12 protein-coding genes are annotated in these 12,045 nt (G+C 58.3%); 8 read left to right on the top strand and 4 right to left on the bottom strand.

Annotated features, from left to right (window positions below; genetic code table 11):
• The 5 genes from B30_RS13690 to B30_RS13670 all read left to right on the top strand — a co-directional run.
• Positions 1–810: ABC transporter substrate-binding protein (locus B30_RS13690; RefSeq protein ID WP_009572701.1), on the top strand; the 810-nt coding region annotated here is incomplete at its 5' end.
• 85 nt (positions 811–895) lie between these two features.
• On the top strand, positions 896–1,774 hold the full coding sequence (locus B30_RS13685) for a branched-chain amino acid ABC transporter permease (protein WP_009572700.1): 879 nt from the start codon (positions 896–898) through the stop codon (positions 1,772–1,774).
• On the top strand, positions 1,771–2,742 hold the full coding sequence (locus B30_RS13680) for a branched-chain amino acid ABC transporter permease (protein WP_009572699.1): 972 nt from the start codon (positions 1,771–1,773) through the stop codon (positions 2,740–2,742). Before B30_RS13685 ends, B30_RS13680 begins: the two co-directional genes overlap by 4 nt.
• Positions 2,742–3,491, top strand: a complete 750-nt coding sequence (locus B30_RS13675; protein ID WP_009572698.1) for an ABC transporter ATP-binding protein — start codon at positions 2,742–2,744, stop codon at positions 3,489–3,491. The genes B30_RS13680 and B30_RS13675 overlap by 1 nt, the downstream gene beginning before the upstream one ends.
• 1 nt (position 3,492) lies before the next feature.
• Positions 3,493–4,224 (top strand): ABC transporter ATP-binding protein, encoded by a 732-nt coding sequence (locus B30_RS13670; protein ID WP_198430614.1) that lies wholly within the window; start codon positions 3,493–3,495, stop codon positions 4,222–4,224.
• A gap of 23 nt (positions 4,225–4,247) precedes the next feature.
• On the opposite strand, the gene B30_RS13665 is transcribed toward B30_RS13670, so the two are convergent.
• Both B30_RS13665 and B30_RS13660 read right to left on the bottom strand, forming a co-directional pair.
• Positions 4,248–5,024, bottom strand: a complete 777-nt coding sequence (locus tag B30_RS13665; RefSeq protein WP_009572696.1) for an SDR family NAD(P)-dependent oxidoreductase — start codon at positions 5,022–5,024, stop codon at positions 4,248–4,250.
• A complete protein-coding gene (locus B30_RS13660; RefSeq protein ID WP_009572695.1) occupies positions 5,025–6,716 on the bottom strand; it encodes an FAD-dependent oxidoreductase in 1,692 nt (563 codons plus the stop codon).
• A gap of 158 nt (positions 6,717–6,874) precedes the next feature.
• Here B30_RS13660 and B30_RS13655 point away from each other — a divergent pair, with 158 nt between their 5' ends.
• On the top strand, positions 6,875–7,780 hold the full coding sequence (locus B30_RS13655) for a helix-turn-helix domain-containing protein (protein WP_009572694.1): 906 nt from the start codon (positions 6,875–6,877) through the stop codon (positions 7,778–7,780).
• 81 nt (positions 7,781–7,861) lie between these two features.
• Positions 7,862–8,428, top strand: coding sequence for an NIPSNAP family protein (locus tag B30_RS21470; protein ID WP_009572693.1), 567 nt, complete (start codon positions 7,862–7,864; stop codon positions 8,426–8,428).
• A gap of 11 nt (positions 8,429–8,439) precedes the next feature.
• Here B30_RS21470 and B30_RS13645 read toward each other — a convergent pair whose 3' ends face one another.
• Positions 8,440–9,201, bottom strand: a complete 762-nt coding sequence (locus tag B30_RS13645) for an SDR family NAD(P)-dependent oxidoreductase (RefSeq protein WP_198430613.1) — start codon at positions 9,199–9,201, stop codon at positions 8,440–8,442.
• 173 nt (positions 9,202–9,374) lie between these two features.
• On the opposite strand from B30_RS13645, the gene B30_RS13640 reads away from it, so the two are divergent.
• A complete protein-coding gene (locus tag B30_RS13640; RefSeq protein WP_009572691.1) occupies positions 9,375–10,148 on the top strand; it encodes an SDR family NAD(P)-dependent oxidoreductase in 774 nt (257 codons plus the stop codon).
• Between the two features lie 4 nt (positions 10,149–10,152).
• Here B30_RS13640 and B30_RS13635 read toward each other — a convergent pair whose 3' ends face one another.
• Positions 10,153–12,039, bottom strand: a complete 1,887-nt coding sequence (locus B30_RS13635; protein WP_009572690.1) for a bifunctional sugar phosphate isomerase/epimerase/4-hydroxyphenylpyruvate dioxygenase family protein — start codon at positions 12,037–12,039, stop codon at positions 10,153–10,155.
• Positions 12,040–12,045: the final 6 nt, after the last annotated feature.

Raw genomic sequence — 12,045 nt, 5'->3', positions numbered from 1 at the left:
ATGTTGGTCGCCCAGCAAAACGGCATCCCACAATTCACCGCCTCCGAGGCCCCGTCGATCACGCAAAAGGGCAACCCCTATATTTTCCGCACCAATTGGGGTGCGCAAAAGGGCATGCCCAAAATCGCGACCTATCTCAAGGATCAGCTTGGGGTGAGCAAAGTGGCCGTCGCTTGGGCCAATACGGAATTTGGCAAAGGCGGCCATGACAGTTTCGTTGAAAACGTCAAAGCAGTCGGTTTGGACGTTGTGGCGGATGTGCCCTCTGAACAGGGCCAAGCGGATTTTTCCGCCGATGTTTTGAAGATCAAAAACTCCGGCGCTGAGGCGGTTTTCATCTACCTCACCCAAGAAGAAGCCGCACGGTTCCTGATGGAAGCTGTCAAACAGGGTCTCGACATTCCGCGCATTGGCGACAGTGTTTTGACCTCTGAGAAGGTCATTGATCTTGCGGGTCCGGCGGCCAATGGCGCCAAAAGCCATGCCGCCCTCACCATCGCCGCCTCTGATCCTTTGGTGCAAGAGTTCGCGGCAAAATTTTCTAAGCGCTTCGGTTATAGCCCCGATTACAACGGGATGAAGGGCTATATCGGTGCGTATACGATCAAATATGGCACGGAAATGGTCGGCGAAGTGAACAGTCAAAAACTCGCCGATGTTGTGCACGGGCTGTGTCTTGATGCCAAGACCTACCCTGGCGTTTTGATCGACATGTGCTGGGACGACGTCGGTGAAGTGTCGCGCCAAAGCTACATGGTGGAAGTCAAGGGCGGCCGTGAAACGGTCTCCGAGGTTCTCCCCGCCAACTGAGGTTCGCAACGCATGCGGCACCGCTCCGCGACCTCTGTTCCATCGGAGCAGAGGGTCTTTTAACACTAAACGGGAAGGAATGGCGATGGCCGAACTCCTGCAAATCCTCATATCGGGCCTGTCGTCCGGTGCGATTTATGCCTTGGCCGCCGTGGGGTTCACCCTGTTGTGGCAGGCCTCGCAAACCATCAACTTCGCGCAGGGCGAATTTGTCATGTTGCCTGCCTTTTTCGTGTTGGCGGGGATGACTTTGTTTGGACTGCCGCTTTGGGCGGCCATCCTGACCGCCTTTGTGCTGTCGATCGTGATCCTTGGCGCGATGTTCAAAAAGCTGGTGGTAGAGCCGATGCTGCCGCATGGCACGATGCCTTTGGTGATCGCCACCATTGCACTGGGGCTTTTGATGAAAGAAAGCGTCAAGGAATTTTATTCCGCCCAAGGTCAGCCCTTTCCATCGCTGTTTCCGCAGCATGTGATGAATGTCTTTGGCGCGTCGGTGTCGGTTCAGGATCTCTGTAACCTTGCCGTGGCCTTTGCCGCGATCATCGCTTTGCAATTGTTTTTGCAACGCACCCGGACGGGTCGCGCCATGCAAGCCACCGCGCAAGATCCGCGCGTGGCCGAAATCCTTGGCGTCGATGTGAAACGGATGGTGATGTACACGTTTTTGATCAACGGTGCCTTGGCCGCCATCGCATCGATCCTGATTTCGCCGGTCTATCTGGCCAAATTCTCCAACGGGGAAACGCTTGGTATGATTGCCTTTATCGCGGCCATCGTCGGCGGGTTTAACCAAATCCGAGGCGCGCTGGTCGGCGGGCTTTTGATTGGCGTTCTGGACAATCTTGCCGCGGTTTACATCTCTGCCGAATATCGCACGGCAATCCCGCTTATCCTGCTCATCGTCATCATCATGGTGCGCCCACAAGGCATCATGGGCACGTCCGAAGGGAGGACCGTATGACCGCTTTCCGCATTCTTTTCCTGATCACTTTTAGTGTGGCTCTCCTGTTCGCACCGATCGGGCAGAGCAACTACATCATCTATATCCTGTGTTCCTGGCTGATCTTTTCGATCTCCGCCATGGGGCTGAATCTGACGCTCGGATACGCCGGCCAAATCAGTTTGGCGCAGGCCGCATTCATGGGGATCGGGGCCTATGTCACGGCACTTTTGACCATGGCGGGCATGCATTGGCTCGTCGCGGTGTTTTGCTCGATCTCCGCGACCTTCTTGATCGGTCTGGCTTTGGGCTACCCGGCGCTTCGGGTCCAACACCATTTTCTGGCCTTCGTCACACTTGCCTTCAATGCGCTCGTCTTTCTGGTCTTGCGCAACGAGGAATGGCTTACAGGCGGCTCGCTGGGCCTTGTCGGCATCCCGCGCCCGGTGTTCGGCCCTTTCGACACCATGAAGCAACTGCCGTTCTATTACTTTACGGTTGTGTGTTTCCTGGTGACGGCGGGCGCGATGGCATGGATGTTGCATTCGCCTTGGGGTCGCGCGTTCAAAGCGCTGCGCGAAAATCCGATCCGGGCTAATTCCTTGGGTCTCAACACAACCCGCATGACGCTTTTGGCCTTTGCCATCGGTTCGTCCATGGCCGGTCTGGCCGGTGCGCTGCAAGCGCCCTTGGTGCAGTTCATCGAACCCGGCTCGTTCACGTTGATCCTGTCGCTTAAAATCCTGCTCATGGTAATTGTCGGCGGCTCTGGTTATTTCTTCGGTCCCATTCTTGGCGCGGCTCTTGTCGTGCTGTTGCCGGAAATGCTGCGCTTTACCGATGGCTATTACCTCATCATCTACGCGCTTCTGGTGCTTGTGGTCATGATCTTCTCACCGCAGGGGCTTTTAGGGCTTGGGCGTAAACTCCTGATCGCGATGAAACCTCGCAAAGAGCGCGGCGATCTCAAACAGGGAGCACAGTTGTGATGCAAACTGAAACCGTTCTATCGGTCAAAGACATGACCAAACATTTCGGACCGATCAAAGCCGTCAATGGTGTCTCATTCGAGGTGAAAAAGGGCGAAATTCTGGGCCTTATTGGTCCGAATGGCTCCGGCAAATCGACGCTGTTCAACTGTATTCTCGGACAACTGGCGCCCAGTTCGGGCACGGTTCAGATCAACGGCAAATCTGTCGCGGGCGCACAGGCGCATGATCTCAACCGGCTTGGCGTTGGCCGCACCTTCCAACAGCTTTCAGTGTTTCCACAAATGTCGGTGATCGAGAACATCATCATGGCGGGTCAAGAGCACCATGGCACGATGTTCACCCGGCTGTTCGGCAAATCGGACGCGGGGCTGACCGGCGCTGCAGAGGATATGATCGAATTCTTCCGTCTCGGGCATCTGCGCGACGAGATGGCGGGGTCCTTGTCCTATGGCCAACAAAAGCTGTTGGATGCGGCTATGGCGTTTATGGCAGGGCCGGGGTTGGTGTTGCTTGATGAGCCGGCGGGCGGGGTCAATCTGACCATGCTGCAATATCTCAAAGAGCGTTTGATCACCTACAACCGCGAACATGGCACCACCTTTGTGGTCATCGAGCACAACATGGAATTCGTGATGTCGCTGTGCACGCGGATCATCGTGTTGGCCGAAGGCGAAATCATCGCCGAAGGCGCGCCCGAGGACATCCGCGCAAATCAAAACGTCATCGATGCATATCTGGGAGGCTGACATGTCGGCAATGTTGGAACTGAAAAACCTCTACGGGGGCTATGGCAAAATCACCATTCTCAATGGCACGACATTTTCCATCCCGCGCGGTACGATCACCACGGTGATCGGCCCGAACGGGGCGGGGAAATCGACAGTGTTCAAAGCCATTTTTGGGATGCTGGATATTCAATCCGGCTCCATCATGTTTGATGGCGAAGACGTGACGCGTTCGACGCCGAAACAGATGATCGGTCATGGCGTCACCTATGTGCCGCAGGGCCGCAATGTCATCCCGCAGCTTTCTGTGTGGCACAATCTGGAAATGGGCGGGATCACCTCCTCCGATCAACCGAGCGTGAAACGGCGGATGGAGCTGGTCATGGATCAGTTCCCGATGCTGCGCAAATTCAAAGACCGCAAGGCGATTGAATTGTCGGGCGGACAGCAAAAACAGCTCGAAATCGCACGCTCGCTGCTGCTTGATCCGAAACTTGTGCTGATTGATGAACCCTCGATCGGCCTGTCGCCCAATCTGGTGCAGGAGGTGTTTGAAACCCTGAAAACCCTGCGCGACGAGGGTGTGACGATCCTGATGGTCGAACAGAACGCCAAAGCCGCACTCGCGATGTCGGATGACGGGATCGTGTTGGAACTGGGACAAATGCGGATGCACGAGCGGGCCGATGTTTTGCTGGGCGATCCCAGAGTGGGCCAGCTTTTCCTTGGTGGTCACATGGAGGAGGTGGCGTAATCGCCACCCCCACCTTTTTGAGATTATTCCGTATATCCTGGGCGGGGGACGCTCCCCATCAAGGTTTGGCTCAGCCCCCCGTCCACCACAATCTCTTGACCGTTGATATAGGACGCCCGCGCCGAGGCGAGGAAAACGGCCGTATTGGCCATGTCTTGTGCGGTGCCGATGCGCCCGGTGGGCACTCGGCGCTCGCGTGCGGCTTTGACCTCAAGATTGGCATAGAACGGCTCGGACATCGGAGTCAGAACCAGACCGGGCGAGACCACGTTCGAGCGCACGCCCTTTGGTCCCCATTCATAGGCCAGCGCCCGCGACAACATCGCCACACCGGCCTTGCCGGGCGAATAAGCGCCCGAAAAGGGCTGCGGCTGACTGGCAGAAATCGAGGCGACATGGACCAAAGCCCCGGCGCCTTTGGAGATCATTTGTTGGCCAAAGCTCTGAGCGGTGAGGAAACAGCCATCCAAGTTGACCTTGAGCATGGCTTGCCAATCCTCAATCGCCAGATCCTCAAGCGGACCCGGGCGCAGGATACCAGCATTGTTCACCAACACATCCGCGCCACCAAGTTTGGCGATGTGATCCGCCGCCGCCTCAACAGAGCGCAGGTCGGACACGTCACAGCCAAAACCATATCCTCCGACTGCATGGGCCGCCGCTTCGGCCTCCTCTGCGCGGTAATCGAGGGCCACCACCGTGGCCCCCAAGGCTTTGAACGCGTCCAACATGGCCCGGCCGATCCCGCCCGATCCACCAGTGACGACGACGATTTTGCCCGTAAAATCAATCCAGCTCATTTATGCCACTCCCGCCAGATGACGGCCCGTGATGTAGCCAAAGGTCAACGCCGGGCCGAGCGTGATCCCCGCACCGGGGTAGTTGCCGCCCATGATCGAAGCGCGGTCATTGCCCACTGCGTAAAGCCCGCCAATCGGCGTGCCTTGGGTGTCGAGCACTTGGCCTTCGACGGTCGTTGCCAGCCCGTCAAATGTGCCCAGATCGCCCATGACGAGTTTGAGCGCATAAAATGGACCCTCGGTGATGGGCGCTACGCAAGGGTTCGGACCCACCTCTGGGTCTGCGAGATAGCGGTTGAAACTGGTGGCTCCACGCCCGAATTCGGGGTCCGCGCCGCGCACGGCATCCTTGTTGTAGGTGGCAATCGTCGCCGCCAGCCCCCTGGCGTCTATCCCTGCGTTTCGCGCCAAATCGGCAAGCGTCTTGCCGGAGACAAGATAGCCATTCTTCAGATAGGGCGCGAGCGGCACAGGGGCGGGTTTGGCAAAGCCAAGACCGTATTTGCGGATCGTCGGACGGTCCGCAATCAGCCAACAGGCGGTCTCTGTCTCGCCCTCGCAGGCCTTGATCATCGCGGCACCGACATCGTGATAGCTGGCACTTTCATTGGTAAAGCGTTTACCGGATTTCAACACGCCGATGATGCCCGGTTTGTAACGGTCAATCAGATGCGGAAAGGGTTTGAACCCGGTTTTCGTGGGCACTTTCGAGACGGGCATCCAGGCGGAGGTTTCCGGGAACCGCACCTCGAACTGACCGCCGACGGTGCGGCCAAGATCAATGCCGTCGCCGGTGTTGTCTTTGGGCACGGGCGAGAGATGTTCGCCGCCGCGTTTGAGATGCGGATAGGCCTCGCGGATTTTTGCAATGTCATGGGCAAAGCCCCCTGCGGCCAAGACCACGCCTTTGCGCGCCCGCACAATCACATCGCCCATCTGACCTTTGACCTTGGTGCCGACAACCGCCCCGTGTTCGGTCAAAAGGTCCCGCGCGGGGCTGTCGGTGTAGATCGGAATGTTCAGATCAAAACAGCTTTTCGCCAAACGCGCGGCCAAGGCATTGCCCGAGGTCACATGCGTGCCGCGACCATAGCGGACCACTTCGGCGGCATGCGCGGCAAGGCGTTTGGCGACATAGGCGAAAGAGCGCACACTTTTGGTCGCGTTAAAGAAATGTTTGATGTCGGCATTCGAGGAATTGAACATCATCCCCATGAAGGTGATCGTCGACAACGGCGGGCGCAGGCGTTTGAGGTTGTCCCCCAAGGCGCTGGTGTCATAGGGTGTTGCTGTCAGCGAACGACCCACGTCGGCCCCACCCGGCGCATCCGGGTGATAGTCGGGATAAAGCGAGGGGCTGAATTTGACCTCGGTTTCGCGTTCGAAAAACGCAAGCATTTCGGCACCGGTGTCGAGATAGGCATTCACCGCGCTTTCATCATAAAAATTTCCGGTCTCGTGTTTCATATATTCGCGCGCCTGTGCGATGTCGTCCGGCGGGCAATTGGGATTGCCGGGTATCCAAACAACGCCACCGGAAAAGGCGGTTGTCCCACCAAAGACCGGGGCTTTTTCGATAATGATGACATCAAGCCCCTGTTTGGCGGCGGTGATGGCGGTGGCCATCCCACCGGCCCCCGACCCGATGACAAGTACATCGCATTCCGTGCCATCCCTGAGACGCGTTTGCATGATTTCTCCTCCTTTTGTGCGGCGCGGATCAGCCGCCTCCCATGGTTGAGATATGGCAAATGCCCTGTGTCACGCGAATGGACGGACGCCGATATTCATTGCACTATTCACAGGTGCTCCCGGGGGAGGAACTGGGAGCAAAGAGGAGGATACACCCCATGCTGATCTCAGCAGAGCAACCGATTCCGCGCTACTATCTCTACGGAGATACCCTTGCGGAGGTGGAGCTTGACTTCATTCACGTTGAACCGATCCGCGATCGGTCCGGCGCCAATGATTGGACAATTCGCGCCCATGCGCATCCAGATCACGTCCAGCTTTTGTTCGTGGAGCGCGGCGGTGGCGAGATCCAGATCGAAGCCCGGACCTATGCAATCCCCGTGCCTGCAATGGTGGTCATCCCAGTGGCAATGGTGCATGAAATCCGGTTTTTGCCGGGCACGGATGGCTTTGTGATCACTGCCGCCTGCACCTACGCCAAGGCAACGACCCAAGGCGACGCGCGCTTTGCCGACGCTTTGGAGCATCCCGCGGCCTATGCCCTGATTGAGGGTGACCCAAATTGCGGCACCTTGCGCGAGAGTTTTGAGTGGATGCGGCGCGAATATACGTGGAATGCGCCGGGGCGGCGCTTGGCGATCAAGGCGCAGTTCGAGCGTATTCTCGTGGCGCTGATGCGGTTGCGGCTTGAGGTTGGGGCAGAGGAAACCCAGCGCGTGGACCGCGATTATGACCTCCTGTGCCGATACCGCGAAATCTTGGAGACCCATTTCAAATCCGAAAAGGGGCTTGAATTTTATGCTTCCAAACTGGGCGTTTCCATCCAAAGGCTCAATCTGGCCTGCAAGGCACGGGTGGGCAAAACCGCCTCACAGCTTTTGCATGAACGGGTGGTGATCGAGGCCAAGCGGTGTTTGATCTATATGACGATGACCGTGGCCGAGGTGGGATATGATCTTGGGTTCGAAGACCCGGCCTATTTTTCGCGCTTCTTTTCGCAACGTGTGGGTCAACCGCCCGGCGCCTATCGCGAGACCTATCAAACAGAGCGGCAAAAGGCGTGAATCGTCCAAGTCAAACCGCGCTCTCTACATGTTTTCCCGGTGCCAGCCGTGGAATTGTCCAAGCGCAATGTGGAGGATGATATGATTTACGAATTGCGGGTCTATGACCTCAAACCCGGAACCGGGTCAGAGTATCTGGCGCTGTTGATGCGCACGGGGATGAAGGCGCTGACCTCTCATTTGCCGATGGCGGGATATTGGTTGACCGACACTGGCGCGCTCAACCGGCTCTACCATTTGTGGATTTACGAAAGCCTTGAGGAACGCGCCGCAGCGCGGGTTGGGTTTGCGGCGAACCGTGACTGGATCGAGGGGTTCGTGCCATATGGTTTTCCGCTCATCGTCGCGCAGCGCAATATGATGATGACCCGGATTGAGGGAAGTGTTGCCTTGGACGCGGCGGAGGCGGGACGCAAAACCCAGCACCCGAATGACACGATCGGCCCGCTGTTTGCGCCGGGTCTTCAAAGTCTGACCTTTGGCAAAGAGGTGCAAAGCGATGAGCCCTTGGTCGCTCGCTGGCGGGTGATGTCCGGTGAAACTCCGGGCGAGACCGTCACGCTGTGGGGTGGCGATCCGATGGCCACATCACAAGGCGCGACGCGCCACGAAATCCTGCGTCCGATTGCGGTTTCTCCGCTGCGTTAAAGATCATCGCGCTAAAGATCCTCTGCGGCCCCATAGGCCATCCAACCGGCATCGACCGAAAGCACGGTGCCAGTGATGGCAGAGGCGGCATCGGAGGCGAGAAAGGCAATGGCTTCGCCAATTTCAGACGGGTCGATCATCCTCCCCAATGGGGTCCGTCTGAGGATCTTGTCTTTGGCCAAAAGCCCATCCCGGATCAGCCCGCGCACAAGATCGGTGGCGACATAGCCGGGGGCCACCGCGTTGACACGAATGCCTTGACGGCCCCATTCGGCGGCCATGGATTTTGTCATTGCCACAAGCCCTGCCTTGGCCGCGCCATAGGCATTGCGCCGGGGTAGGCCGGTGAGGGCGGCGATGGAGGCGAGGTTGACAATGGCCCCGCCGTGCCCGCTGTCGATCATGCCCCGCGCCACTTCGCGGCTCATCAAAAAGCTGCCCACAAGATGGATGTCGAGCAAACGCCGGACATGGGCGAGGGTTTGATCGACTGTCGGCGTATTGACGTCGCCAAGACCTGCGTTGTTGACCAAAATGTCGACCGGGCCAATCTCATTCAAGGTCGAGATCACCGCCCGCTCGTCGGTCACATCGACCGCAAGGCCAAGATGATCCGCCCCCAGTTCGCCTGCGCGGTGCTGGGCCAGATCGCCGTTGAGATCCAGCAAAGCCACACGTGCGCCGCGCACGGCGAAAAGGTTGGCCGTAGCCCAGCCAATGCCTGCGGCCCCGCCGGTGATGACAACTGTTTTGCCTTTGAAATTCATCTGCATGCCTCCCCTATGCGATCGCGATACGTTGAGGGAATTTGACGGGTGGCGCGATGCACGAGGCGTGAAAAATCTTGGATATTTACGAAAGGTTTAAGGCTCTTAGGGAAATGTCCATTGTTGCCCCTTATGGGGTTTGAAATTCTGTCCTCCAACGCGCGACAGGGAGGACGATCATGCGGATTATGTTGACAGGTGGAAGCGAGGGCATTGGGGGTGCGACATTGCGCCAGATGGCACGAGAGGCGCAGGCTGCGGGCCGTCCTGCAAAAATTGTGACAACCGCATCGGGGCGCAATCCCGTCCCCGCGGCACTGATTGCCGATCTTGAACGCTACGGGGCCGAGGTCTTGTTTTTGACGGGAGATTTGGGAGACGCCGAGGTTGCGCGCGATATCGCGGCAAAGGCGCTTGGGTTTCTGGGCGGGCTGGATGTGTTTGTCTCAAACGCCGGGGCCGGCAAGCCCGCGCCCTTGGCCGAGCAATCGCTTGAGGAATGGGACCGCATGTTCAATCTCAATGTGCGCTCAACCTTCGTTCTGGCACAGGCGTTTTATCCCGCGCTCAAGGCGTCCAAGGGCACGATTGTTGTCGTCGCGTCGATGTCGGGGATGCAAGCGCATCTGGGTCAGGCGGCCTACGCACCTGCCAAGGCTGCGGTGATTTCACTGGTGGAAAATCTGGCGATGGAATGGGCGTCCGATGGCATTCGGGTCAATGCGGTGGCCCCGGGGATGATCCGCACGCCTCTGACGGCGGCAATCTATGCCAAGGAAGGGTTGGAGCAAGCCCGCGCGCAAAGAGTGCCTTTGGGCCGGGTGGGGCGGCCTGAAGACATCGCCGCCATCGTCGCCTTTTTGGCCGGGGACGGTGCCGCCTATGTCACGGGCCAGACCCTTTTGGCCGATGGCGGCGTGTCGGCGACAGGGCTGAACAACCTGCCGAGCTGATCGGTCAGCGCAACGGCATACCTTTTGGGCGCAGGCGCCGTTTTTGGGCGGCAATACGGAACGGCGCGTTCGGCGCGCCAAATCCCATGTAGCTTCCACGTTGAAGGATTTCAAAGAACAACCCACCGGCGAAACTGCCGGAATAGAGCTGAAAGAACTCGCCTTTCTCATCGCGATCATAGAGTACATGTGCGGCTTTCATTTTCTCAAGAAGACCCGGCGGGAAATCGAACCGTGCGGCGAGATCGTCGTAATAGTTGGGGGAAATCGGCAAGGGCGCAAAACCGCGCCCTGCCAATTTTGCGGCGGTGTCAAAAATATCAGCCGTTGCCAACGCGATGTGTTGCACCGAAGCGCCAAAGGTGTCGGCCAGAAACTGTCCCGCCAAAGTGCGATGCGTGTCCGCGCCGTTGAGGGTGATGCGAAACGCCCCATCGCGGGTTTCGATCACTTGCGAGCGCACCAACCCGTCAGGGTCGATCACATCGACCATCGGGCTTTTCTCGACATCAAAAATGGCGGTGTAGAACAGGGTCCAACTCAGCATATCCTCATAGCTCATCGTCTGGGCGATATGGTCGATATGCATCAGACCGACCCCGGTCAAATCGGGTGCATCTGCGACCTTGAATTCCACCTCCCAGACCCGATCCAGACCCGTCTCTTTGTCGATGAAATGCATCACAGAGCCGCCAAGGCCCCGGATCGCCGGAATGTCCAATTCGCCAATGTCGAGGTCTTGGGAAAAACTCTGTGCCCCCGTGGCTGTGGCGCGGGTGATCACGTCCTGTGCGGAGTTGACCAGAATGCCAAGATCGCAAACGGTCGTGCCCCGCGCGTTGTAAGCATGGGCGGCGTGGCCGTCGGTTTCCTCATTGATGACAAGGCGGATGTCGCCCTGTTGCCACAGTGTGACGGCTTTGTTGCGATGGGTGGCGGCGCGGGCAAACCCGAGGGTTTTGAGCAGCTCGCTCAGGGTTTCGGCCTCTTTGCCGCGGGTGGCAAATTCGACGAAGGACACGCCTTCGGGCTTGACGCGCTGGGGCAGGGCGGGCAGGTCGAGTTTGAGGCCCGGTTCGGCGCGATGCACATCATCCATCAAGGCGATGAGGGAGCGATAGCCATCATTGGCCACTTGTTTGGTGTTGGAGCCACGGAAATGGTCGTTGAAAATCTCCAACGAAATCGGCCCCGTATAGCCCGCCGCCATGACGGCGCGGGTGAATCCCGTCACATCAAGATCGCCCTCGCCGGGCATATTGCGAAAGTGGCGCGACCAATAGAGCAGGTCCATGTCGATCAGCGGCGCATCGGCCATCTGAACGAAAAAGATTTTGTCGCCGGGGATCGAGCGGATGCTGTCGGGCGCGGTTTTGCGCGCCAGTGTGTGAAAACTGTCGAGGATGATGCCGATGTTCGGGTGATCCGCCCGGCGCACGATTTCCCAAGCGTCGCGGTGATCGTTCACATGTTTGCCCCAACACAGCGCCTCATAGCCCACACGCAGACCGCGTTTTGCGGCCCGTTCGCCCAGCTCGCGAAAATCGGCTGCGGCACGGTCAATCCCGCCCAAAGCCTGTGGATGGCACGACGAACAGACCAACACCAAATCGGTGCCAAGTTCCTGCATGAGATCGAATTTGCGCTCGGCCCGGTCAAAGGCCTTGGCGCGCAGGGGTTCGGGCAGACCTTCGAAATCGCGGAAGGGTTGGAACAGGGAAATTTCCAACCCGTGATCGCGGATCATATTGCCCACATCACGCGGGCTGCCGTCAAAGGCGATGAAGTCTTGCTCGAAAATCTCGATCCCATCAAACCCGGCCGCCGCAATGGCGTCGAGTTTTTCGCGCAGATCGCCGGAAACAGAAACGGTCGCAATCGAGGTTTTCATGGCAGG

It is taken from the genome of Celeribacter baekdonensis B30 (assembly GCF_000299875.1).
In the GTDB taxonomy this organism is placed as follows: Bacteria; Pseudomonadota; Alphaproteobacteria; order Rhodobacterales; family Rhodobacteraceae; genus Celeribacter; species Celeribacter baekdonensis_A.
This window is presented reverse-complemented; position numbering and strand designations above follow the sequence as displayed.